Below are 25,286 nucleotides of genomic sequence, written 5' to 3'. Positions count from 1 at the left end.
TACATTGACAGGCATCAAATACCCTTGGAATACCGTTAATTTCAACCAAATCAAACTTATTATACAAGTAAAATATATTGATTATCCAGATTAACATATTTTCGAATATATAAATGATTCCGAATACTATTTTACCTCTACATATCTATTTATCGTAGTAAAATAAAGCCCTTTTTCCTTCACCTTAAAATCAAAATCCTCCTCAAATTCTTTACTATATAGCTCAACCTGCCCCCTATAATATTCCACAAAATAAGCTAAATCTGCCTCTTTAAACGTATCAGTTTTATAATCCACAATCACCCAACCATCTTCTTCTTTAAAAAGAAAATCAATGACTCCTTGAAGCTGTTCATTCTCTTTTTGGTAGATAAAAGAAAACTCATGATATCTTTCTACTGCCTGTTGTCCTCGTCTCCAAATCTCACTTCCTAGTATGGTTTGAACCGTTTGAAGAGCTTCATCCTGATGTTCTTGTATCAGACCTTCTTCTTCTGACACCAAAGAAACTAAATCCTCCAAGTCCATATCCTCTCTCGCTTTTCCTAATTCCTCCATACATCGATGGATGACTGTTCCGAAAATAGGTCCCCTGCCATCCTTTGACCTTGGTAAGACCGTTTCAGATTCACCTTTTACTAGGGTTGTCACATTGGTCTTTTCAAAGGTATTTTTCTTCGTTTTTTCCAGCCAAAGGTTCCAGTCTGACAATAAAGCTGACAAATCCGGCGCTTCTGTAAGTACCTCTTTTTCCTTCAGATCCACCACTTCCCAACTCAACTCTCTATCAAGTGAAATAGACTGACTTAACTCTGTCCATGGTGATATCTTTGGGTTCTCAGGATACTGACTGAAGACCAAAATTTGTTTTGGTCTTGTTGCCGCTACATAGAGCAGCCGGTCCTCTTCTGCTTTTTTAAAATGGACTTCGATGGCTTCTTTCTCTACCCAGCCGAACGGCTCAGCGATTACCTTTTTATCCTTTACAATCGCGAAATAACCTGTTGGTTCATCCCCCATACGGTCCACATGTTCAGTAACAGGATGTTCAGTTTCTCCTACTGGGGCTGCTAAAAAGACGACTGGGGCTTCAAGCCCTTTTGCCTTATGTAGATTCATAATCCGGACAGCCTGAGAGCTTCCTAAGAAAAGTCCTGTTCCTTCTACCCCTTTTTTCTTCTCTTCATCTACTAGTCGAAGAAGCAGTGAGGAAAGCTCGTTCCAATTAGCGGCAGTAAAAGGATCTGCCTGTACTAAATCAATGATTTGAACGATGGTACCCGCACGAATGAGTCCCGAATCTTGAACCGCTGAATAGGGAAGCAAACCAAGATCCTCGATGATGTTCAAAAACGCAGTGAGAGCTGGCATTTGATTGACCCATCGATGATACTGCTGGAGTTTAAGTAGAGTATCATAGACTATACGAGTTTCTTCTGTCACCTTTTCTTCCTTCGGTAAATGAAAGACATTGAAATAATGGAATGACCTTTTGTACTGATATAAGTCTTCATCACTGCATCCAAAGAGCATTCCTCGAAGTACAGCTAGTAAAGCAACTGCATCATGATGATCATCTAGTGTTTTCACAAGCTGCACCAGTGCTAGCAATTCTTCATATCTGGTTGAACTGCCTGTAATGTCTGAGAGAATTCCGAATTGCTCTAATTTCTCAGCGTAAATGTGTAAATAATCTTTTCGTTTAAGTAAAATCAAGAAATCACCAGGATGAGCACCCCTAGTATGTAATTCACCGTTTGAAATTCTCTCTTGAATCTTCAGATTACCTTGACATGCCCAAGCAATAAAAGAGGCAATTTTTGCAGAATCCATCTCACAGATCTCACTTGCCTTATTTCGATTTACTTTAGGATGTGTAATTGAAAAAATGCCGTGATAGGCCTCAGGATTTGACTGAACGGTGTTCATCGGTGCAAAGATGGCTTGTGCTGGTGATTCCACTTCTTCTGTTAAAAATTTAGACTCAAAGATATTGTCCACATAATGACCGATGGATTCAACGGAGCGGAAATTACTGGTTAGCCGCAGTACCTCTCCGTTTTCTACTATTTTCTTCATGACAAAATGATAGGTGGAGATATCTGCTCGCCGAAAACGGTAAATTGATTGCTTCGGATCTCCGACTATAAACAGAGTTCCCGCTTTTGGAACCTGCTTTTTCCAATCGCTTTCTCCCACATCTTCTCCTGTCAAAAGAAGCATCATTTCTGCTTGAACTGGATCGGTGTCCTGGAACTCGTCCACTAAAAGGTGTGTAAACCTCTGCTTAAAATAGTTCCGGACCTCCACATGGTCTCTCAATAGTCTGGTTGCACTTAATAACAGGTCCTGAAAATCGACCAATCCCCGTTCCTGTTTGCGTGCTTGGCAATACTCAATCGCCGGGATCACAAAGTGAACAATTTTTGGATGGATGAATTCACGCCAGGAACGTAAAAACGGTCTTAAAACGTGTTCTTGCCAATCTGGCAATCTTTCATCTCTGAACTCTTTGGCAACTTCTGTATCTGTCCAACGTTTTAAAGTTACATCTAGTTTTTTATCAAAGCTATGTGCTAATTGCAGGACGGTCATATCGTCGTTAAAATCTTTAATTTCCAATGTCTGCAGCGCATCGAGCATGGTTTTCTGGCACTTATCCCAGTCTGGGTTTGGACGAGTGGTTGGAAAGTAGGCTTTAGCCTCCTCTATTAATGGAAGTAATGTACCTCTGATCTTATCAAAATTCGGGTAATCTACTTCTTTTGTAAAAATCGAGACATCCAGATTACCCACCATACGGTGATAAACCGTTCTTAACGTTTCACTGTCTACGCCATAAGAAGTTAATTCCTCAAACTCACTAGTTTCTCCATTCAAGACCAAATTGGTCAAATACTCATCCCAGCATTGATCGAAAAATTCCTCCGCTTGTTCCTCATCCAATTCCGTGAAAGATGGATCGAGACCTGCTTCTAAGGGACGTTCGCGTAACAACGACCCACAAAAGGAGTGAATAGTTCCAATGAAGCATTGATTCACCTTTTCATTCGCTTCTTTAAGAAGCTCAGCTTCTTCACCGCTTTCTGCATTTATAGCGGCTTTTTCCAGCTCGGTTATGAAGCGGCTCTTTAACTCCGATGTCGCTTTATTCGTAAATGTAATGGCAGCAATTTGGTCCACTTTTGCTTTCTGATATTTGATTAAAGCAATCATCCGCTTGACCATGGAGGTTGTTTTTCCAGAACCTGCACCCGCTTCTACTAAAAAGCTAGTATCTAAATCATTCTCGATTCGTTCCCGTTCCAGTTGGTCTTTTATCGTGTTATTCATATTGACTCACCCCTAAGACAGATGCAAACCGCTCATCTATCAGCTTCTCTTTTCTCCATTTGGCATGATCACCGCATACATCTTTAAAGTCGCAGTATTTGCAATCATTCGGGTCACTCGTTGGCAGGAAGGTTCCTTTTTGGATCGCATCCAGCATCTTTTCCATGATTTCTTCTAGAAGCTCTCGTCGATTTTGCTCGCGAATAACCTCTTTGCCTAATCCCTTCTGGGTTGGAAAATAGTAAACGGATTCCTTTACCACGGCTTCAGAATCATGGCCTGTTTTTCGTAGCCATTGTTCGACAGCAAGGGCATAAAGAGCGTGCTGTAGCTGTCTCCCTTTTCCAAAATACTTCGCATCCTCATACTTTTTCGCTTTACCTGTCTTATAGTCGTAAATTCGGTAGACATGTGGCTCTATTTCATCCACCCGGTCTACAAACCCTCTGAGCGGAATCTTGATTTTCTCTGAAACCTCTACCTCCAAATACCCGTCATCAGGGTGGATTTGAAGTTCTAAATATTTCGGTGTTGTGATTCGCTTCTCTTCTTGAGCGATGAAAACCTCTATATCTTTAAATATTTCGTTGATTTCTTTTTGTGCGACATGTTGACTAGGAACTGGAATTTGTTCTTTATATTCTTCAATCGTATGTTCCGTTAGTTTCTGAAGGAGTTCCCTATCGTGAGGACCTGTTATGGAGCCTAAGGTGATTCGGTTGGTCATGTAACGATTAAAGATTTCATGAATGAGACTCCCTCTCTCCAAAGGGGTCAACCAGCTTGTCCGATCAAACTCCTTCTTTTCTTTTGGACGAATTCCTAAGACTTTCTCAAAATAAAAACGTAACGAACATTCTGCAAACCGTTCTAATTGGGTAGCACTAAAAGTGAGTGTTTCGAAGTCCTCTTTTGCAAAACCATTCAGAAGGAAACCATCATACGCAGTCACGTCCAGTCCTTTTCTCGATAAAATGGCCGCTTCTCCTGAAGCTAGAGCTTTGTAATGATATCCGATTTGTTCTCTTCCATTCTTTATTTCCTTCTGCTCCGTGATAATCGATTGTAGCCAAATCTCTGCTTCACTGTTTCTTACCTGATTCACTGAACCTGAAAAATAAATTGGTTCTCCCAAGCTCTTAAGCAGATCACTCATATCCGCATTTGACAGGGAGAATTTTTTTCGAAAAACCTGCAGCATTTCATAGGCCGGATGTTTTCCTTCTTTGTCTATTGGACTTGAGGAGCAAAAACTCATCGTAGAATTCCCTCTGATACTAGCAAGTCGACTGTTTCTTTCTTCGATTTTTTTATTTGTTTTTACAGAAGATATCCTTAAATACTTGCTGATTCTTTGTCTCTCTTCATCTAGTAAAATAGGATCTTGGCGTGGCGTCACCGACCAATTTTTTGCATCCATTCCAAGGATAAAAGTGTTTGCTCTGCCTGAATAGCCGCCATCTTGAACGGAGGATACACAAATTTTTCCTGGTTCAGAAATTGGGGTAACCTGAAACCGAATATTTTCTAATTTCTTCTTCACGAAATCTAATGCCTGTTCAAGATCGGTCGGATCTTGATGAAAGGCCCCCATTTGTTTCCGTACATCTTGAATAGAAAGAAGGATTAAAGCTTCTTCTTTCCCTTTTGGAGGACAATAAGTCTCTAGGAAGTAGGTTAAACCATCCAAGACCACCTTAGGGCTGTATCCACCTTGGTTTGGAAGATGCTCAAATAGGTCTTTGAAGAAGTTAGCTAACCACTCTAGTGCCAGCTTATTTTCATCTTTCTCTTCTTTTAAGATTGATTTTTCGATGAGGGCATATCGTTCCTGTCCCCAACCGATTCCTGATTTTTCAAGTCTTGAAACTAATTTTGCACTAGACAGATGCTCCTTTTCCTCTTCATTAAGCTGAATCAGGTAATCCTTAAAGGCTTGTATCATATGATCAATATGAAAATTAGATTCAAGCCAATTTAAATAGGTGTAGGCTGCTTTTCCAGTTTTAGAAAATTGTAAGGGTAGTCCTTTTGAAAACGACATCGGCAATTCAAAGTGTTCGCTTAAGGCATAGGCAGCTGTGACATAACCTTCGTAATCGGAAGCAATCCATTCTACCTGATCAAGCGGTAGTTCGCTCCCTGCCATTCTGCGAAGTACTTCCTTTAATTCCGATAGAATCCCAGTGGAATGGAAAAATTCAGTTTGTTTTGCTGGGTAGCTAGACTCGATGTCAAAGAAGGCCGGATCTCCCAGTAATAATTCGTAGTTTCCATCCGTAATTTTATAAAGCATTTCATTTTCCATATGTGTAAGTTGGACATGTTCTTGAAGTATGACGACAGGGAATGGTATTGAGCTTTTCTTATGAATGTTTGATAGATATGGATGTAATCCAGGTAGATCCACAAGCAGATGGTCTGCTAGATAGTTTTCATAGCTATGTAAGAGATGCTTGATGAATTGGCCTTTTTCTTCTTGTTCAAACTGGTCTATTTTTAACAAATCAGCTGTCATACCTGCATGTCGTAAATCCATAGTGGCCCGATAAAAAGCATCGACAAATCCTGGAGATAGAATATTTGCTTTAAACTGAAAATCTTGTTGTTGAACGGCTTCTCTAATCAACGAATACACAAGCCAGTAGGCATCACCTGATTTCAAGAGTTTCTTTTGATTTTTGCGGACTGCGAGTTTTCCATAATCATAGACAAATTCCTCAATGGTTTGAACTGTCATATTGTGAACGGGACCAAGCTCCCTACTTACCCATTCCTTCCATTGGAGGCCCTGGGCATGGTTTTTAGCGATTAGAATTTTCTCTTGCAATGGGTAGGTTTGAATGATTTTGAATAAATTTTCTATAACCGACATTTATGTCACTTCCTTACTTTTTGCTTTAATACAATGCTCTATTACGATAATTTCATACTCCTTACTTTTATTCGACAATATCTGGTAAATCCCTTTTATTCTTCTGAAAACCCCCTACTAATTGCCAAATATAAGCACTATAATTAAAATTAGGAAAATATAAAAAAAGAGGGGGAGGATCATACACAATGGACTATTTTTTAGCTATTTGCAAAGACAGACCAAATGATCCCGATGGCTTCTACTACACAGTTTATTTCATTAACAATACGAACACTGATATTGATGAGTTGACCTATGAAACAGGAGGATTTATGACTGACGATGATGAGATTATTCAAACTTCTAGGCATAGTAGAGTATTAGGGAAGCTTCCTGCTAAAAGTTTCAGAGAGATTGAGCAGGATGATGAAGGTTCATTTGATTTTGTAATTGATTTTACTTTTACGATCAAGCGAGGCATAAAAAAAATAGAGAACAAAACCTTTATTCTTAATAAATATTTACGAGGTGCGGTTAAACCTCAGAGTCCCCTGCCGGTTATTAATAAATATGGTTATCTAATTAAATCCAAATAGAGGTGAAGGATTCTATGTATACCCTTTTAAAAACGCATACCACGGAGGACTTTGACAGCTTTGTTTCCTATTGGGAGTCTCTTTATGCTTATAGTCCTAAACATTCAGACGGAAACGATCTTTATTTTCGGAATATAATGAAGGATGTTTTTTCAACAGAGGACATAAAGGAGCTCTTTTATTGGAAGAATGGGATGAAGCTTAGTGGAAAGAAGAGCATGATTGTAGATGACATTTGCAAGGAAATCAACCTTATTAACGAATTAAAACACTCACATCTTGAATATGTGACTTCCTCTTTACCGAAGTTTATGAATAGAGATGGCGTTTGGCAGATATTCTTGTTACATATTTTAAAGCCTGATTATTTCCCTATTTTTGACCAACATACATATAGAGCCTATCAATATCTACAAACAGGTTTCATCCGAAAGATAACTGAATTAAAGGACCTGAATGAATTCTATCAAACTACTTACCTGCCGTTTATACATGAAAAGCTCATTAACACCGCCACCGTAGAGGAACGAATACGAAAGATTGGAAGAATGGACAGAGCTTTATTTGCTTTTGGGAAGTTTTTAAAAAGTGGGTATGTTAAGCTACTTGGTCCAACGATTGATTTTCACCTTTTTAGAAGCCTTTTTTCTTCTGTTTATGCTAGAGATAAGGAACAGTACTCAACAGATCTAGTTACTTATCTGAAAAGTAATCCAGAGCAGCAAAAAGTGGTTGGTAGGTTATTTCAAACTAGAGATGTCTACATGAATAACGACCACTATCAGGCACGCTGGGATATGGGGTATTATTTAATGGAGAGTTTTAAGATTGAGTTTGAGCAATCAGAAGGATCCGAACTGATTTTTTCCCTATGCTGTGCCATAAAAGCTGAATTCGCATTAACAGATTATCAGGTTGGGGGTTTATTTAAGGAGATATTAGAGGTCCAATACGTTTAATTAGATTACTGAGATATAATATTTAAAGCGGCTCCGATTCGGCAGCCGCTTATTTTTCTGCTATATAATTTCTCCATTTTTCTCGAAAAAGGGACCCTACGAGCCATTCGCAAGATGTTATAAATCGTCCAACGAGAAAAATGTTCTTTCGTTCATTTATTTTGCCTCAAAGTTCTAGGAGCTTACTCCCCCACCATACCGTCATTATCATTATCGCGCATATAGGGGTATAACCAATGATCACTCGTTATTGGCATACTGAAACCTGCTGCTTTTGCTTCTTTAATGGTCACCTGTCCGTTACCGTTTGTATCAACACTAGAAATATCACCGTTTGTATTTGGACTAGTTGAATTTGTGTTTGAACTAGTTGAATCAGAAGACTCGCTGCCTGTTAAACCGAGCGATGCGTTTACTTCATCCGGGTTCACATTGTCAAATCTATCAACGATCTCGTTACCATTTATAGTATAGGTATACTGATAACTTGAAGGAATCTGCGTTTCTGTATTCGGATATGTGATAATTGCTTCAAATTTAGTGGCTCCCCCTGCGCTACGGATCACTTTTTCCATATAAGCTTGATCACCATGTCGGTTGAGCGTACTATCTTGTGGGGTAATATTATAAGCATTCGATACCCCACCGAGAGAATCAGCAATGATATGCCCTTCATCTAACACGTCACTTTCGACACCAGGAACCTTTGCCTCATCCGAGTAGTATCTGCCAGACGATAATACAGGTTCGTTACGGTCATCTTGGAGAATGATTTCTTCAGCTATGACACGTACTAGTTGCCCGTATTCATTCGTAAATGCCCAATATTCACGGCCCCCATAACCAATGTCAACGACGACGTTTGCTTCTCGATATCCAGACAAATCACCACCGTCAACTTCAATAAGTTTGTATCCTGAGAACAGTTCATTATTAGGTTGGGTTGATGTTTCCTCTATTACTGGTTCATCAACAACCGTATTAGTGGTTACCTCTTGTGAATCTTTTTCTCCATCTGTAATGGAAGTATCTTCTACGTTGGTACAACCAACCATAAAGATGATCGTTAAAAGTAAGATTAAATAGTTCATGTTCTTTTTCATTTAGGACTCTCCTATAATAGTTTCATATTGTTCATTCTAAAAATCTCGGAATGTTAAAATAACTTAACGTTATTAACCCATTGATAATAGTACATTCCAAGATTAACTTTTATTCGGTCGATCTGCAACATTTACCACCGCTATTGAATTATTTGGCAGATCTTTCGTAACAACAGAACCAGGAGCACTCATTGAATTTTTACCAACTTAAGTATAAAAAACAAAGAGGATTACAAATTGTAATCCCCTTAGCGTTCATGATTTTAGTAATTAATACTAAAGTCTACAGGATGGCTGTTTAGAAAAGAATAAGTTTTCCAATTAGATTATTTATTTATTTATTTATTTGTATTGACACCAATTATATGACTCCAGGGCTTTTGCACGTTGGTTATTATTTATGGTTCCGTTAAAGACGGCATTTAATAAACTATTCAATTTTTTCACTACAATATCATTATTATGAATTAGATCATATTCCCATAAAATAATTAGCAGGTATCCATTCGACAAATAAAAACACTTTTTGGAATGGTCAGTAAGGATATGACGAATTTGTTTATCATCTTTTGGCTTTTTATAAACGGTCGGATTACAGTGCCAATAGTCACCATTGACTTCAATAACCACTTTTTTATCATGATTAATGAAATCTGGAATAAATTCTCCGAAAGGCTGATTGTAAACAAAATCATATTTTTCTTTTACAAGTAAATCTTTAACGGTACACTGGAGGTTGGATTCCGCCCTATGTAATCCGCCATGTTTAAATATACCGTTCCTTTTCCTGGCCTCAGCGACACCTTTTTCAGATATATTTAAGAGTTGAGCTAACTCTAAATCTGTCATTGTAGAAGCATTTTCAATAATAAACAATTCTTTTTCCTTGTTTAATTTGGTGTAAATAAAATCTTTACTATCAACCAAGCCCAGATCATGAGCTTTACGTATAATTGCAGCATGAGTTCTGTCGATGAGGTTCCCAATTTCCTCGTAATGCTTACCTTCTTCTATCGACTTTTTAAGAATTTGTAATTCTTCATTTGACCAAGGACTAAAATTCCTGCTTTTTTCAAGTCTTTCGTTTCGAGCCTTTTGTTCAACAGCTGATTTGGTCTTACCTAAATACCTTCCAATTTCATAATAAGACTTCTTGTTATAATTATCTATTAAATATTGAAGCTCAATATCTTCCCATCTTTCACCGGTTGCAACCCAATAATCTAACCCTAACTGTCTTAATTTTTTATAAACCGTTGAAAGCTTCATATTCATATAATCAGCTAATTCTGCAGCGGATTTTGTGTTCCCATGTTTTTTTAGATATTCTACTCTTTCTTTTGTCCAAATGCCACCTATTTCATTAGAAGGAAAATGCTTTTGCACCCTTGCATTTATGGCGTCATAACTACGATTTAACTCAGCAGCAATTACTCTTCTTGTCTTTTTATCCAGATTATTTAGTAGATATTGGTCTTCTTCTTTTGACCATTTTCTTTTTGCTATAAATAACACTTCCTTAAACATGGTTTTGTAAATGTTGAAGTAAAAAAATAATTTACCAAATGCTACATGAATATTCTTTCTACTAAACTGTATACTCTTTTTTGCATTGGATAGGAACATAAACCCTTATTTAACTAATCGCTCCCTTGTTAAAATTAGATTGTTATTAGTAATACAACATCATTCATATGTAAAATCTTTTCTCAACTTCTTGTCACGAGTTCCAATTGAGCATAATTAAAGATGGTCAACTACTATAGGCCATTAGCAATTAGCTTTTAGCAGTGTGGCTAGGAATTGCAATCGATAGGGTTGACGTTTTGCTCTTAGTATATTTTCCTTATTTCATTTTATTTTCTGCCTTAATGAAATCTTCGCAAGCTAAACAAATTCCAACTCTAATTTCATCAAGTCCTACTTTGAATCCACAATAATTACATACTGGCAAATCAACTGCGCAATCATCGCAAAAACAAGTGGCACCGCGTTCAATTATTTTTTGGTTATGCTTCATGGTTCTCTTTCATCTCCTGTGCGGTTTGTCCGTCTACTTAATTCAGTAAAATTTGTTTTAATGCTGTCACTATTAATTAGTTGGTGGTCAACCCCCTACTTTTATTTGCCTTAAGCTCTTCCTCAATGGATCTTCTTTCCCATAAAAGATTTAGTAGATTCAAGAGTTATCCGGTATAAATGATTCTTTAACAGCACGAAACGTGTTTTAATTTCTTAAACTATTAGAAATCTACTTATTTACTCATTAATATCGCACTAATTGTGTTGTTCACATTCACTATAATATAACCCAACGTTTTGTGTTGTCAATGATTTTTTGTCGTGTGTTAATATTTATTTAACACAAATTGTGTTAGTATGTAGGTAGGTGATGAAGATGAAAGTATTTGGAGTAAGAATTAAGCGCCTTCGAAATGAAATTAAGATGACTCAAAAACAACTGGCCGTGAAACTTAAAATAAGTGAAAGTGCAATTGGGATGTACGAAAGAGGAGAGCGAGAACCTTCTTTCGATATTATTGTACAATTATCTGAAATATTTAAAGTCAGCGTAGATTATCTTCTAGGCAGAACAAACCTTATAGGGACTGAAGTATCTGATCCTAATTATAATAATTTACCTAAAGCCGAACCTGTGAACGTTAATGTACATAGCTCAGTCATCGAAATCATTAAAATTGTTCATAAATATGCTTTAGAAGATAGCCCTATTTTAGATTTAGAAAAGTGGAAAAATCTTTCTCAGCAGGATATAGAGGATATCAATAAGTATTTTGAATATGTTGTACACAAAGCAAATGAACGTACCTACGTAAAGAATAGTTAGTTTTGGTATTATGATGAAGGGCAGCCATAATTAATCATGACAATAATGAATCCCCCAATCTTCATGTATTTAGATTTTAGGTAACATTTTTAACATATGTGGGCAGTCCCCCCAGTTTAAGGCATTCAATATTTATTTTTATATCTAAAAAAAGCCAGGCACATACCAAAAACTTGGAAGCTGCCTGGCACTTATTTCATGATAATCACTAATGTTGATATCCACTAATTTACATAAATTATTTATTACATAATAAATGCTGAATCCATTTCTTGAATTCTCCTAAATTACTTCCTGGCGAGAAACAATATGCTCCCATTTTATATCTCTTATGAAATTTCTCGTCATAAAAAACCTTGTCATGACTCAAAACATATTCTGTTGGCGTCAAAATATAAGCTTCCTTTACAACTGTTGAATCATTTTCTTTTGCTAATATCCCATCCCGGTATTTGTGCATCTCCCCTAAAGCCATTGGTAAATTAGAAGGAATTCGATATTTTGGATCCAACACAAACAAATGCTCTTGATACTCTATGACAATATCAGGGATCATTCTCTGGCTGTACGAATAATATGGATGTGTATTAGATTGAATAATTTTTTGATAGATAAGATTTGCACCGTTTTTGAGTTTAACTTTACTTTCTTTATTCTCAGCTAATCGCAAAAAATAAAATCCGTCCTTTTTTGTGAATAACTCAGCTATATCCTCTATTAAACCTAATTCCCGTAAGGTACAAATAATCTTTATGAAACACCACATTTCATACAACAAATAAGTATCTTTTAAATTTAGTTTTTGTTGGACATCAAAGGTAATCGTTTTAAATTGATAAAGCGAATAAAACCATTGATACCAAAGGCGGTATACGGGGTGCTTTCGAAACGCTTGCGTAATTATTAATGTCCCAGAATGGGATTTAATCTTTTGTATAAATTTGCTTCTTTTCCAGTGACTAATCCAGTCAAGAAATTGTTCTGCCTTCCTTTGAATATCGTTATCTTGTAAAGTTCTGTAGGTTTTCAATAAAGACTCAAGTTCATTTAGTTGGGAAAGAATTACCCGGTTTTCATACACATCAAAGGTTTCTACCATCTTTGTTGTTTGAATGTGGCTTGGTAACTTTGTTGGTGTTGCTCCATAGGCTTCACCATAGTGMTCTATCCATGCAATATTTCTCGGAGTGACAGATTTTACCCGTTCGCGTTTCAAAAGTACATCTTCCTATTGCAAATTTCTTAAAGGATGGGCTTCGATCTTTTGAAAAGTATTTCTTAATTTGTACATCTCCGATTCTATATACATCCATTGCAGCATGGAAGGTATCCTTGTGAACCCATTCGTTGCTATGTTTGATTCTAGTCCTGACTGTTGAAAACAAATACTGGCTTCCTTTAGTAAATCTTCTAATAGAAGGTTATATTGTTGTTCAGTTAGCTTTCGATGGTCGGTATAAATATAAGTTTCAATGATATCTTCTGCTTCTTGAGAAGTAATGGTAAATGATACGATTCCACTTTGAAAGGGTGTTTCTAACACCCCCTCCCAACCTTCTTGTGATTTATTCATAGGTACTGGCAGATGCTGCATCCGTTCCTTACTTAAGTAAAATTGCACCTATCACTATCTTAATACAATATTAGCTAAATTTAACATTTTAATGAATATATCTTTTACTAAGTATACTTAATACGACGTAACACTCCAACTTTATTTAAGGATGCACTATTTCCTCTTAACACAACTAGGACCTAAGACAATTTTAATCAATAGTGGTTACGTAGTAGAGTAATAGAAGCAAAATGGACCTTCAGCTATTTGATTAGTCCATCTTTTTTTATATGTGTGGCCCAGTTTAAGTGTTAGGCCATGTAAAGTCATGATGATAGTAGGTTACTTTAAGTTTATGAAGATCATGCTCCCATTCTCCAATAGCATAACTGAATTTCTTTTCTCCATCCTTCTGTCCCTTCCTGAGTTTTACATTTTGCGCAATCGTATAGGCGACTTGTCTCAAACCGAGCTGCTTGACCGCGGTCTCCAGTACTTTCCATCGCTTTACAAATATTTATTATTCTAGCAAAGCTGCCTGGGATATGTAAATCATTAACATAAGGAACATAAGGCGTCAGTCCCCCGTTGTATTAAAGCATGAACCCAACGAGGGACTGACCCCTAATTTTTTGTAATTGTATTGTTGTTTACATAATATTATTATTAAAACCCACTAACCCTCCATCCTCCCACCACAATCCTCAATCGCTTGTTTGAGAATTCTATAGATTTCATAAACGATTATACTTTGGGAATGGAATTCATGTGGTTCTGGAATGGTAGTTTTATAAATCTCCTGTATTTCCTTTGCCCGAATTTTTGTGGAACCTGTTCCGGAAAGTTGATAAGCATGAATCCATTCTTTCATTTGATTATCCCAGGTGCTACTTACAATGTAATCATGAAGATTTTTATTAAATTCACCCGCTATTTGATCAAGACTGCTTTGTTTCATTTCATCAGATGCATTAGCTGCTGTCCAACTAACTGGTTCATCTAGGATACTAGTAAATATATTCTCTCGCAGCATCATAATCATATCGGCAAGCGGGCGCAGGCCATCATATTCATCTTCATTTAATTCTGCAAATCTCCTATTTAGGGCTTGGATCCTTCTCCAATGTTCTTTCAGTGATTTATCCTGAGATAGATTAAGGATACTATTCCAGCGTTTATAAAAGTCTTTTGCCGCCTGTTGTATCGCTAAGGCAGCTGTCGTTCCGTTGTATATGGGAAACGTTTCACTGGGCTCTGGCTCTTCCGTAGTCCTTTGCAAGGTATCTATTATCCTTACTAATTGTTCATTGGTATACTCATCTGATTCATGAATTACCTCGTGTATCCCACCAAGAAAGAACAATGTACCCTTCTCCATTTGTTTGAATAAATATCTTTGGGCATTTACACCAAGTTTCTTTCCAATCTCGTCTAAAGCATTTTCCAGGGATCCAATCACATGATTTTCTTTATCGGAAATTTCCGGGAGATTGTCTCCCTTCACCTCATCGAAATGAGTGAAACAAACATGGAGCTTAGAGGTATGACCGGTGGTAACAATATGCTTTAAGGCATTGATTGGCTCTGAAATCATTGGTGATTGTGCGTTATCTACAAGTAAAATCGCGTCCACATCGTCCAGTTTCTTACTAAGTGTGGTAGAGATGCTGCCGCCAGCCTGATGTCCTAAGCCTTCACCATCCATTAACACTAACCTTGGTGCTTCCCCTTTGTACCAATTCGGAATGAAAGGACCTTTAATTCGAATCCCTTGCACTAAGGGTGTTATCAATTTCCCGAAGAAATTTGCATGATTACTCGACATTTGCTTCATCGCTTCAATAAAGTCCACCCTATTCTCCGTAGAAAAGGTCCAAAATAATGGCCAGTCTTGTGAATTGTATTTCCAGTCTCCATCAGGAACAAATGAAAAACGCTTCTCCACCTCGTTCATTATTTGTTCTACGACTTGGGAATAGCCACTACTTATCTTCCATACTTCTTCAAACCTTACTTCTAAGGCTTCCTCTATGTCTTGTGTGTTCTCAGGGCGAATGAAGAGATCTTCCTTTGCTTCATTATAGGATTCTTCTGCAGTTTGTTTAATTTCATTAATAAATTGAACGAGTGTTTCTTCCATTTGTTTTCTTTCTTGAGCAGAAATTTGGATTCTAGAGGGATCTGTAAGGGTCTTTGTATTAGATTGGGTAGAGGATTTGCTGCGTAATAATGAGTTGGTCTTTTTCGAGGTTAAATTACCAAGAATATAGCTTAGTCGAAAACGTTGATCGGTGTGTTCTAAAAAGTGCCTAGTTATTGTTTGTTCATTTTCATTCTTTACAAAAGATTTACCGCAGTTCATGACACATTCTTCTACATACATTCTAATTTTATCGTAGGAGAAAAAAGTAACGACCGCCTCGTAGGTTGGCTGTTCTTTTAGGATAATCTCCATATCACAAACCGTTGTTTTGGCAGTGGACGTAGATGGGAAACGCTCTTTTTCTGGATGTGTTCCCATGAGCTGACGAAGGAGAGTTGTTTTCCCTGCTCCGGTTGTTCCGATCAGTTGTACCTTTGCATACCCTTCTGCAGTAGTAGGAAGTGGTAAAATCCGTTCACGAAGTTCCAAGGAGTCGGGTCCTTTTTTCGGCTCAAGGGAATCATAAAAAGCTGTAACAATCCGTTCATCAAATTCCTGAAGTGCCTTTTCCTTTGAACTAAAACTCCAATAGCTCTCATCCTCTAATAATTGGTTCATCTGCTGCACCAGTACTTCGGCTTCAATAGGACTTTCTGTTCCTAACCCTCTCCTTACCTTCAATCCTGTCCTTCCTTTTGCATCCTTTCTTAATGGGTGACGGAACATGATACTCCAGCTTTTTCTATTTTGCGACCGGCTCTTGCTCGCTTTATAATAACCTGTCATAGCCAACCTCCTAGGACTTTTTCACCTTAGATAGTTATTCGGTCAATTTGTTATTTATGACAATGTGTTGGAACAACGTGGAACAACATTATATCGCTGACTAGTTACAGCAACAAAGTCCTTAAAAAACTAATCGTACCTGTAACTTTTACTCAATAAAGAATCGAATTTCCAATATGATGTTATTTTTCTATTAATGTATTTTTACTATAATAGTAGAAGAGAATAATAAAGTAAGGAAATGATAATAGATGTCCAGTATACCAAATGTCCTTTCCATCTTGGAAAAAGAATTACAACAGCTTGTAAGTCCGTTTATGGACAAGATTAATAAATTAGAGAAAGAAACTCAAAGCTTACGAAAAGAAATTCATGAACTCCGTGCTGAAAAAGAAAAATTACTAAATCAGCTAGAACTAGTAAAGAATAATCGGGTTCCGATAACAGAAAATAATTCAGTTACTCCTCTTGATCCATTAACTTTTGATTTAATAGACGATTTGTTTAGTTCGCAATCCGAAAAAGAACATCTGTTATTTATGTCCTATTTTATAAAAACTATGGAAGAACATGATTTGGAGAAGGTTCATTATTTTTTGGAACTTTTCAGCCATAACCCTGACCCTATTCTTTTGGATGAAGGAAATAAAAATATCTTTTTTACTCTTTTCCATCTAATCTTAGAGGAACAAAAAGCAGGAAATGAAATAATAGAAGAAATCTTATTTTCCTACCTTAAATTACTATCGATTTTATATAACACAGCACTTAATGGGTTTATCACTAAATTTCTAAAAGAAAATCATTTCGGTCTCCTGGATAGTGCCCTTTATTATAATGAACCGAAAATAATTATTCGAATTCACATGCTGTTAATGGAATATGGCCTCGAGTCTGAACTTTCCAATACCTTGAGCCATACCATTAGACAGGAATGGGTATATTTAGATTTCAATTTATCGAAAGCAGAGTTTTGCTTCTTTCTATGGTATTCCTTCCTTTTCAACTTAGATCAAGAGTTACTAGATCGTACGGAAGAGAGTATTAAATGGCTGGATGACTCCATTAGTGTTTTTCAGTTATACACGTTTATGTATTCATGTCTTAATGATAAAAAGGTAGAAAATAAGAAAAAATATCATGATTTAGTCTCTGCTTTTCAACAAAATCAAATTTTTAATAAAAAGGATACTGAACGTATTCTCGACCAAGTAAGTATTGAAATTGAAAGTCTACACGTTACAGAAAGATTATCTTCTGTACCTGTTTTTTCTGATATACTTTCTACAGTGGAATCAGACAAGCTAAAACAATTAATAAAAGAGCTAAATCTGAAGAAAAAAGAAGTTATGGTGCCTCTCTATCAAAATGGAACTGTCACCTTGAAGAGTGGGGGCTATGCACAATTAACTATTTATGTAAACGGAAAAAGTAAGAAGAAAAATAGGAAAGCATTTGTGGCTTCTGAATTAGTAGAAGTAATACACAAAAGAAACCATCCCGAAACCCTAAAAGTCATGAAATATATTGACAAATCCGCTTCACTGCCTAAATCTTCAGGGAGCAATACAGATTTTCAATGGCCAAGCACAAGTATTAATGAAAATCACCAATCGGATCTGTCTGACCATCCGTCACTAAATCAAAATAGCGAATTGAAAAAACTAGGTTATCAGATTACCGGACTTACTAGAGTCAAAAGATGGACTATCCTGCAAAAGGCAGTTCCATCTCTTGGATTAAAGAAAGTTGCATATATCATTGCCTACAATGTCAGATTGCGAAAAGGCCAGAAAAATGGCACCACCAAGTTTAGTTATGCCATAGCTGAGTGGGAATACGATTTAGACAAGTTAAAAAAGACCTATTACAAAAAGGACTTTACATGGCCGAGTGTTTAGCAAAAATGACAGCTCCCATTCAATTGGGAGCTGTTGGTTTTTACTGTCCATCCAAAATACAATTGATTGTCTTTTATAATCAATGTAATATAGAAAAACATAATTCTAGATTAAGTCCTATTTAGAAATAGGTGCCAGACCCCAATGTAGTAAAGCGTTACCGCACTGGGGGTCTGGCACCTCGTCCCCATAATGTTTATCCGTTAAAGGATCATTTTCCCGGATGCGATAGTTATGTAAATAAGCACATGGTTTTAATTGAATCAATTGCTCCTGCACATTTTCATTGTAATCCTCAATTAATGCAGCATAGGACCATGCTTGATAAGATGGATGTGTAACTTCATGCAAATCACGGTTTATTGCCGTTTTAACAATCGCCTCTTTCCCCTCGACCTTTTGCACCTCTGACCATTGTTTTAGCTCCACTATCACAACAGAATCCGTTTCACCATCATGTCCAGGGAGAAGAAAGTTCACTCTTTTTGATGTATAAGGAGTTCTATATTCAATTGCAACCCCAGCATCATCAGGAATGGTCTGGTCATTCAAAACACGGTACATATGTAGCATAGAAATATCCCAAGAACGAATTTCCGACTCACTTGTGCGTCCTAGTTTCAATTCAAATTGATTAAGTATATGGGTAACGGGTACATCCTTATCAACGTGATCAAGGAATTCTCGTTTGTTTGCTTCGTAGACGATCATTGTGGACCTCCGGTTTACACATTTAATATGAATATTTTACCCAATATCAATGTTTTAAGGAAAAAGGAAAAAGCCAGTCGCCCACCGGTTTAAAGTGCTACCGTTGTGAGGGACTGACCCCATAATCATAATAAAGGATTTCGACTTCATAAATAACACGATATTGATTGAAAAGACGTGGGTTACATGAAGCGATCACCGGAAGGGTTTGGTCCACTAAAAAACAAGGCATCTCACCGCATAATCAGAATTGATGAAAAAACAATGAACGCATTTAGGAGGCTATTTGAAACATCACCGCCGAACATGTAGCAGTTAGTTTTTTATTGCCCCCAATCTAAGTACAAAGTAAATCAGTTATACAAATGCAAATAAGCTATTACGGAAAACATTAACTGAACTAGGCATAGATCCAATTACAATGCATGGATTGCGCCATACACACGATAGTGTTCTGCTATACAAAAAAGTTCCCTTAACTATGTGAGTGAACGGTTAGGACACAAAGATATCGATACCACCTATAAATACTATTCTCATGATCAAAGAATTACGGGAAGAATATGAGCAGAAGACCGTTGATATTTTTGAGGATATGTAAGCTCAGAACTGTCGCTCTGAGCTTTACTATCTATTTTTCTTTAGCAAAATAAGCTAGTGCGCTGACCCCAACGTAGCAAAACGTTACGACACTGGGGGCAATCACATTTATATTAATATACTAGCCCATATACGTTAAGGAGGCAATTGCTGTTTCATATAACCCGTCTAGTCTTTTCTGTTTGCAAGAGTCCATAGTTTTTCTGTCATTAATATATTGATAACTTTTCTTGAAAATTGACCAAGAAACTCTAGTTACAACAATAAACCCACCTGTTGGGTCTGGAATGATTGCGTCCTGTCCTGCTTCGTATGCTAAACTTTTAATCAAAGTATGTGCAGTCATTACAGTTACTAAGAAAACTGCTTCCTCTGCCATAATACCAAATGATTCTTTTCCAAATTGATTCTTGGCTGTTTTAAAATCACTGTGCTTCCATTGCACAAGGGCGACGATTGCCGAGCGAATGATTCTTATCTCAGCAATACTTACACCAAAGCCAACGAATTCAGCGATACTTTCTGGTTCAAGTGGAACACCGTCTCCCCCAAAAAGCCCATTAAGAACTCCATTCGCATCATCCACACGCGTTATTAATAACTCACTGTCTCCTATCGAAGATACGGACAATCTCGTTTTTAATGCTAAGAGAGTAAGGGTCCCTGCCTCGACTCCCTTAACGATAGAAGACATGGAGATAAGCAATGCTTTTTTCTTCCATGGTCTTGGGTCGTTCTTAAGTTTCCGATATTCTAGAATCGATGTTACTGTACCAAATAAAAGTCCAATGCCAACTCCTGTATTAATATGAAAAGATGCAATATCTTCAGCCGTAATTTCCTTATTGGCATCAACAATATTGTTAAATCTCTGATCAATTTCATTAGCTTCTCCTTTTGTTTCATTTTTCCAGCTCCCGCCTTCACCATTCTTATTACCATGACCATGTTCAGGATCATTTAAATGGGCACTTCTAGTCATCAGTTTAATATTGTTACCATGAAATAAAGTAATAATATTTTCCTGTACTGTGCTATTACTCGAAAAATCATTTATATGATGTCCTTGCAATGGACTGTCATCAACAGTAACTTTCCCTCTCTCCAATAATTCTTTAAACTGTTCATTAGAATACAAGTTATGGATTGATTCCCCGTCGATGTAATCACAATAGCCAAGAACTTGCTTCGCACCTTCATTTCCTTCTTCTGCAAAGAATTTTTCAAAACGCCACCTCTGTAAAATGTCATTATCGTGGAGTTTCTTTGCAAAGTCTAAAACATCGCTAGCTTCTTTCAATTCTACATGACTAGTAATATCATTCTCTTCCAATAACCCCTTATATTCTTCTAACTGTTCAAACCTTTTTTGGTTAAAATCATCTAACTTTTGCTGATAAGATTCAGAAAATTCCTCTTTCCATTCTCTATACCGTTCCTGTTCATCAAAATCACGATAACTTGACACACCAAGGCCGATACTTGTTGATACTGTTAACCAATCTTCTGTAAACAACAGTCGCTCCATACCTTTTACGTTTGCCCGCCGGTTTAAGTAGGTTAATAATGTCATGATCTGTACGCCTCTTGTATCATAAGTTCCGTAAACAGTACCTTCCCTTCCGATGATAGATTATTAAATACTTCTGCTTCCGCAATTCGCATATAATTCGTTGTGGAAGGCAAAAGCTTATTCCCTTCGTATTTAGAAATTAACTTTACCAACTTTAATAAATGATGTCGTTCGTTATAATTTACAGGATCATTCGGGCCAAAAAATTTATCTTTAACTCCCCCTTCTGAATGTCTTTCCATACATTGCATAATATGCCTAGCATCAACTAATGCTTGTTCATTGTATTCCCTTAACGTATTGCCATCTTCTCCTTCTTTCTCTTTAAAGATTTGGAGCAATTCTTGGGATAATATTTCATATCTCGTTTGCAGTTCTGGATAGTTTGTTAAAGCATTATGTTCTATTGCAGTATCAATTTCTTCAATTTCAAGATAAATAGCTTCATTATTAGGATTTTCTTTAGCTCTTTCCAACTTTTCTTCTAGAACATTTAGTTCCCTTTCTAGTTTGCTTTTTCGCAATTCATCAATTTTTCTTACAACAGATTCCATGGAAGAAACGACCTTATTTTGAAACTCAAATGCATAATCTATATCTTTTGATTTACAATTTTCCAAAAATAGGGTTGCATTATCCCTTAATCGCATAAGGGCTTCTCTTCTCACTAATAAATTATCTTCGTTCACCGATAACGGCTCTAACATTCTTCGTAATTCTTCAATATACATACGATTGTCTGGATATCTCTTTATGGCAGCTTCTATTAATCCTAATTTCTTGGACTCGTTAGTTTCTCCTTTTATTAATTCATGCCAAAGTCTACAACTTTCCTTTTTATAGTATTTTAAATTTTCAGATAATTGAACCGCTTGAACAATCCCATCATCTAATCCAGTTAACATCTTCTGCAGATTATTCCTAAGTAACGAGTCATTTTCTTTCACGATCACATCGATAGACTCTAATGTTTCCTTTTTTATTTTTAAAAAATCTTCCCTTTGTCTTTCTAACAATTTCTCCATTAATTTAAACTTTTCCGTTTGCAGTTTAAATAAAAAACCTAATACAATTGCTACAATAATTAAGAAAGTTACGGTAATTACCAAAAATATTGGCTCCATTAAACCATCTCCCTTTCCGCTCAATCACCATTCTTTTGAAGAAGCTGTATCAAGAAGCTATCAAAGTTATCACTTAAACTACTCTCTAGATGAAAGCTGTTATCTAAATAATATATCCCATTATCTTTCCTACTAAAGCAATATAAACCTGCCCCACCATATGCCCCAAAAGGGATATAATGTTCTTGTATTTGATTTTCTTGGTATTTTTTTGTTAATTTAAGAACTGTCTGCAAAGGATAAAAATTATCAAAACTTGACCCACAAGGGAGTTCAGCGTTGTGATTAAGTTCAAAATAACCCGAACCTATTTCCACTATAAAGTTTTTATACTCCTCTGGAAACTCATACTTTACACTCCCTTCAACATCTTCAATATCCTTTAGAGTATACTTATTTATTGTTACATAGCCATTAGATTTACTAATCAAGTCAAACAAAATGAATCACTCCTGTCTTCATTAATATTAATAAGATGAAACAAGATATGGCACCTTGGGACATAAAAGCTTTACCATATTGAGCGACAGACACACTAACATGTAGACGGCTTTCTACGGTTTGTTGATTTTAATAATTAATACAATTCCTGGTGATATGTTGCCATACTTTTCTACTAAAATGATCTGCTAAAAGGATCATGGTTTGATTCCATTTAATATCCGGTGTATAATAGGAAGAACATTTTTGACTATCTAACATGTCACCTTCACAATCGGGATTATTATTTTTATTAGTATTAATAAGATAAACTTTTGCCATAACATGAACTCCCCCTTTAATTAAGTTTATATGAACATAAATTTCCCTCTACTGAACTAGTTCATTAACAATTAAGGACACCTGCCTTTTGGACATCTAATATAAGCTAAGCAACAATAATTGTTAAATATCCCTAACATGGATGAATAAGTCTACAATTTATTTCCCAAGAGGATGTTGTTCAGGAACTCTGTTTTTCATAACTTGATTTGCTCCTTGCCATTCTTCTATAGTCGATGGCCTGTTTACTGAGTTGTCACCAATAAAATAGATAAAAACTAGGTAAGCTGGGACTTCATTTAACACCATTAATAATATAAATGAGCGACTCTATTAGATACTGATAGTAATGTTTGGTCCAGTCTATGGAGTTTTGACAATGGAGAAAATCTTTTGTATCTTGTAATGGGTTAAAAATTAATTGTCTTGATTACTCGTTAGAGTGCCAGAAGGTGATTTAATTCAGTGATGGTTGCCTTCGCTTCAAACAGTAACACACTGTTATCCGCTTTGCCGAGCCCATCCCATTGTGGACCATTTTTTGGCTAAAATCCTGTAGTGGAACTCTTAACGAAGGTTAAATATCTAGTTTTTCAATAAATGCCTGATCTTTATATTCTACGGTATGTTTCTTTTTCTTAGGAGATAGCTATTCGATATAAGTTGCCGGGTTAAAACCTATAGAATCCATAAGCTGATTATTATTTAAGTCTTCCCTATCAATTATTAATCGTTGCAACAGCTTTAAACTGCCTTTTCCATTATCATTTTGTGTAACCCTTGGCACTTCAATCTCTCCAGTATAGGTAAGTTATTCAGCACATGTATCATTATTATACAATATATGGATTTCAAATAGTTTGTCCTTTCTGAAAATTACATTCATGATTTCAGAAAAAGGTAAATAAAAAAGCAATAAATTATGTTAAGAGTATTGTATGGTTGACCTAACTGAAATTTCATTAATATCTATATAAGTTCTTATGTGCAAATCCTTGTGTAAAATTTGTGTAAAACGAATTCATCTCCTAACCTTCTCTATCCCTTTCTAAAAAACAAAAAAACTCAGGAACGTTGGTGTTTCAACATTTCTGAGTTACTAATATTTTTAAAAATAAACATAACTTTATGTAATGGTAACGGTGGTCAGGGTCGAACTAGTGCTAATCTAAATTAGTTTGCATAGAGAAACAGCTAAAGTTATCCAACAAATTACATCCGGTTCCAACATTGCTCTATGCTTCATAAACAATAGGTGACCTTTGTAAAGTTGATCTGGTAGGACCGTGAAATCACGTTCCCACTGAAGTATCCCTTCTATCAAGTAAAAAGGCATTTCTTTTAATTCCCTTGTACCTGCCGGCATAGATACCTCCAAATAAGTAAAAATATTATCTACATTTATAATAATATAAAGGGTGCACCAAAATTTGCTATACCCTAATCTAATCATTATTTAAAATACTCATTTTTGTATTTCTTCATTAATTTTATATACTAACTATACTGGTGATACAAGATGTAATCTTCTTTGAACTTTCCTCTTCCATCCAATTGATTAATTTTGTATAGTCGCCTCCTTGTCAATAAGTTTATTGCTTCATCTGGTTACTTCGTTTTAAGAGTGGAAAGCTTTCTTCCCTTAATTTCTTCTGCGTTTTCTATTAATCTTTAGGCAATATTTAAGGTATCCTCATTAATTTTTTTCATATCCCAATTTACTGTATTATCCTTTACTGCAACGAGTCTTGAGCCTGATCCTCCTTTAAAAGATGCTTCCCACGCATAGTTCAATTTCAAGTCATTTAAGTATTGCTTCTGAATGATATTAAACTATGGTCCGTTATATACACCTGAGAATTGTAAATTCGGTGCATGCTTTAAATGTCCGTCACAACCTGCTAAGCAAGCTATTCCTGCTTGATTCACCGATTTTACTAAGCACGCAATAAATGGATCCAATTCMAGTTTGTTGACTTTTAATCCATGTCTCCGATTAACGAAAGCTCTCCATCTAAAATAGAAGTCATTAATGTTCACCGGGAACTCGCGACCTGCTATGGTAGTAGAAATCTTCTTCATCAGCGCTACCGGAAATCGGTTAACAAGCAGTTGAAAGTCATTGCCCTGCTGTATTTCGCAAGTGAAAAGTGAGCCATTTCGCAATTTAATTTTGAGCCACCACTTTTTCGGTATTCTCTTTCATCCATTCTTCAGTTTCTCTCATCCTGAATGAAGGGCCAACCATGTTTACTACATGCGATTTATGAGTAAGACGGTCAGTCAATGCAGCTGTTAAAACAGGATCGTGAAAGATTTCCTGCCACTTTAAGAATGACAGATTGCTAGTAATAATAGTCGACTTCCTCCCAGCTCGAAGAGAAAGGTGCGAGTGCGAAAACAATAATTCTGCTCCTTCTTTATCAAATGAAATA

The 25,286-nt window shown here is 36.3% G+C and carries 19 protein-coding genes; 4 read left to right on the top strand and 15 right to left on the bottom strand.

What is annotated here, in order from left to right:
* Positions 1-126 precede the first annotated feature (126 nt).
* Together BTR25_RS24290 and BTR25_RS24285 are read right to left on the bottom strand one after the other, a co-directional pair.
* Positions 127-3,333 carry a UvrD-helicase domain-containing protein gene (locus tag BTR25_RS24290; protein ID WP_075690565.1) on the bottom strand — a complete coding sequence of 1,069 codons (3,207 nt, stop codon included), beginning with the start codon at positions 3,331-3,333 and terminating at the stop codon, positions 127-129.
* Positions 3,326-6,208 carry a PD-(D/E)XK nuclease family protein gene (locus tag BTR25_RS24285; RefSeq protein WP_075690564.1) on the bottom strand — a complete coding sequence of 961 codons (2,883 nt, stop codon included), beginning with the start codon at positions 6,206-6,208 and terminating at the stop codon, positions 3,326-3,328. The genes BTR25_RS24290 and BTR25_RS24285 overlap by 8 nt, the downstream gene beginning before the upstream one ends.
* Positions 6,209-6,396: 188 nt before the next feature.
* On the opposite strand from BTR25_RS24285, the gene BTR25_RS24280 reads away from it, so the two are divergent.
* Entirely contained in the window at positions 6,397-6,786 is a 390-nt protein-coding gene (locus BTR25_RS24280; protein ID WP_075690563.1) for a hypothetical protein, read from the top strand.
* 14 nt (positions 6,787-6,800) lie between these two features.
* The gene (locus BTR25_RS24275) at positions 6,801-7,745 is read left to right on the top strand and encodes a hypothetical protein (RefSeq protein ID WP_075690562.1); all 945 of its coding nucleotides are present in this window, start codon (positions 6,801-6,803) and stop codon (positions 7,743-7,745) included.
* A 182-nt stretch (positions 7,746-7,927) separates the two neighbouring features.
* Here the strand turns inward: BTR25_RS24275 and BTR25_RS24270 are convergent, their stop codons facing one another.
* The 3 genes from BTR25_RS24270 to BTR25_RS27905 all read right to left on the bottom strand — a co-directional run bounded on the left by BTR25_RS24270 (position 7,928) and on the right by BTR25_RS27905 (position 10,868).
* Entirely contained in the window at positions 7,928-8,848 is a 921-nt protein-coding gene (locus tag BTR25_RS24270; RefSeq protein ID WP_075690561.1) for a DNA/RNA non-specific endonuclease, read from the bottom strand.
* Between the two features lie 342 nt (positions 8,849-9,190).
* Positions 9,191-10,474 (bottom strand): PDDEXK family nuclease, encoded by a 1,284-nt coding sequence (locus BTR25_RS24265; protein WP_075690560.1) that lies wholly within the window; start codon positions 10,472-10,474, stop codon positions 9,191-9,193.
* Between the two features lie 220 nt (positions 10,475-10,694).
* Positions 10,695-10,868, bottom strand: coding sequence for a hypothetical protein (locus BTR25_RS27905; protein ID WP_175596882.1), 174 nt, complete (start codon positions 10,866-10,868; stop codon positions 10,695-10,697).
* Between the two features lie 378 nt (positions 10,869-11,246).
* On the opposite strand from BTR25_RS27905, the gene BTR25_RS24260 reads away from it, so the two are divergent.
* Positions 11,247-11,696 (top strand): helix-turn-helix transcriptional regulator, encoded by a 450-nt coding sequence (locus tag BTR25_RS24260; RefSeq protein WP_075690559.1) that lies wholly within the window; start codon positions 11,247-11,249, stop codon positions 11,694-11,696.
* A 238-nt stretch (positions 11,697-11,934) separates the two neighbouring features.
* Here the strand turns inward: BTR25_RS24260 and BTR25_RS24255 are convergent, their stop codons facing one another.
* The 3 genes from BTR25_RS24255 to BTR25_RS24245 form a co-directional block, all read right to left on the bottom strand.
* Positions 11,935-12,912, bottom strand: coding sequence for a nuclease domain-containing protein (locus BTR25_RS24255; protein ID WP_075690558.1), 978 nt, complete (start codon positions 12,910-12,912; stop codon positions 11,935-11,937).
* Positions 12,913-12,924: 12 nt separating this feature from the next.
* A complete protein-coding gene (locus BTR25_RS24250; protein ID WP_075690557.1) occupies positions 12,925-13,317 on the bottom strand; it encodes a hypothetical protein in 393 nt (130 codons plus the stop codon).
* A 610-nt stretch (positions 13,318-13,927) separates the two neighbouring features.
* Positions 13,928-16,180, bottom strand: coding sequence for a hypothetical protein (locus BTR25_RS24245; protein WP_075690556.1), 2,253 nt, complete (start codon positions 16,178-16,180; stop codon positions 13,928-13,930).
* 251 nt (positions 16,181-16,431) lie between these two features.
* Between BTR25_RS24245 and BTR25_RS24240 the strand changes: the two genes are divergently transcribed.
* Positions 16,432-18,081, top strand: coding sequence for a bZIP transcription factor (locus tag BTR25_RS24240; protein WP_075690555.1), 1,650 nt, complete (start codon positions 16,432-16,434; stop codon positions 18,079-18,081).
* Positions 18,082-18,198: 117 nt separating this feature from the next.
* On the opposite strand, the gene BTR25_RS24235 is transcribed toward BTR25_RS24240, so the two are convergent.
* The 7 genes from BTR25_RS24235 to BTR25_RS24195 all read right to left on the bottom strand — a co-directional run.
* Positions 18,199-18,792 carry a hypothetical protein gene (locus BTR25_RS24235; RefSeq protein ID WP_175596881.1) on the bottom strand — a complete coding sequence of 198 codons (594 nt, stop codon included), beginning with the start codon at positions 18,790-18,792 and terminating at the stop codon, positions 18,199-18,201.
* Between the two features lie 721 nt (positions 18,793-19,513).
* Positions 19,514-20,965, bottom strand: coding sequence for a hypothetical protein (locus tag BTR25_RS24225; protein WP_075690554.1), 1,452 nt, complete (start codon positions 20,963-20,965; stop codon positions 19,514-19,516).
* Positions 20,962-22,089, bottom strand: coding sequence for a hypothetical protein (locus BTR25_RS24220; protein WP_075690553.1), 1,128 nt, complete (start codon positions 22,087-22,089; stop codon positions 20,962-20,964). The genes BTR25_RS24225 and BTR25_RS24220 overlap by 4 nt, the downstream gene beginning before the upstream one ends.
* Positions 22,090-22,109: 20 nt before the next feature.
* Positions 22,110-22,529 carry an SMI1/KNR4 family protein gene (locus BTR25_RS24215; RefSeq protein WP_075690552.1) on the bottom strand — a complete coding sequence of 140 codons (420 nt, stop codon included), beginning with the start codon at positions 22,527-22,529 and terminating at the stop codon, positions 22,110-22,112.
* Positions 22,530-22,659: 130 nt separating this feature from the next.
* Positions 22,660-22,851, bottom strand: coding sequence for a hypothetical protein (locus tag BTR25_RS24210; RefSeq protein ID WP_075690551.1), 192 nt, complete (start codon positions 22,849-22,851; stop codon positions 22,660-22,662).
* Between the two features lie 1,833 nt (positions 22,852-24,684).
* Positions 24,685-25,017, bottom strand: coding sequence for a hypothetical protein (locus tag BTR25_RS24200; protein ID WP_075690549.1), 333 nt, complete (start codon positions 25,015-25,017; stop codon positions 24,685-24,687).
* Position 25,018: 1 nt separating this feature from the next.
* Positions 25,019-25,286: ATP-binding protein (locus tag BTR25_RS24195; RefSeq protein ID WP_175596880.1), on the bottom strand; the 268-nt coding region annotated here is incomplete at its 5' end.

Source organism: Bacillus sp. MRMR6, from assembly GCF_001940785.1.
In the GTDB taxonomy this organism is placed as follows: domain Bacteria; phylum Bacillota; class Bacilli; order Bacillales; family Cytobacillaceae; genus Neobacillus.
Note: the sequence above shows the minus strand (reverse complement) of the source record. Positions and strands in the feature narration are given on the sequence as shown.

Coding starts and splice junctions, on each gene's coding strand:
- BTR25_RS24245 (WP_075690556.1), bottom strand. CDS start 16,180: ATGACAGGTTATTATAAAGCGAGCAAGAGCCGGTCGCAAAATAGAAAA.
- BTR25_RS27905 (WP_175596882.1), bottom strand. CDS start 10,868: ATGAAGCATAACCAAAAAATAATTGAACGCGGTGCCACTTGTTTTTGC.
- BTR25_RS24270 (WP_075690561.1), bottom strand. CDS start 8,848: ATGAAAAAGAACATGAACTATTTAATCTTACTTTTAACGATCATCTTT.
- BTR25_RS24275 (WP_075690562.1), top strand. CDS start 6,801: ATGTATACCCTTTTAAAAACGCATACCACGGAGGACTTTGACAGCTTT.
- BTR25_RS24225 (WP_075690554.1), bottom strand. CDS start 20,965: ATGACATTATTAACCTACTTAAACCGGCGGGCAAACGTAAAAGGTATG.
- BTR25_RS24260 (WP_075690559.1), top strand. CDS start 11,247: ATGAAAGTATTTGGAGTAAGAATTAAGCGCCTTCGAAATGAAATTAAG.
- BTR25_RS24210 (WP_075690551.1), bottom strand. CDS start 22,851: ATGGCAAAAGTTTATCTTATTAATACTAATAAAAATAATAATCCCGAT.
- BTR25_RS24220 (WP_075690553.1), bottom strand. CDS start 22,089: ATGGAGCCAATATTTTTGGTAATTACCGTAACTTTCTTAATTATTGTA.
- BTR25_RS24285 (WP_075690564.1), bottom strand. CDS start 6,208: ATGTCGGTTATAGAAAATTTATTCAAAATCATTCAAACCTACCCATTG.
- BTR25_RS24280 (WP_075690563.1), top strand. CDS start 6,397: ATGGACTATTTTTTAGCTATTTGCAAAGACAGACCAAATGATCCCGAT.
- BTR25_RS24235 (WP_175596881.1), bottom strand. CDS start 18,792: ATGATCGTCTACGAAGCAAACAAACGAGAATTCCTTGATCACGTTGAT.
- BTR25_RS24290 (WP_075690565.1), bottom strand. CDS start 3,333: ATGAATAACACGATAAAAGACCAACTGGAACGGGAACGAATCGAGAAT.
- BTR25_RS24265 (WP_075690560.1), bottom strand. CDS start 10,474: ATGTTCCTATCCAATGCAAAAAAGAGTATACAGTTTAGTAGAAAGAAT.
- BTR25_RS24240 (WP_075690555.1), top strand. CDS start 16,432: ATGTCCAGTATACCAAATGTCCTTTCCATCTTGGAAAAAGAATTACAA.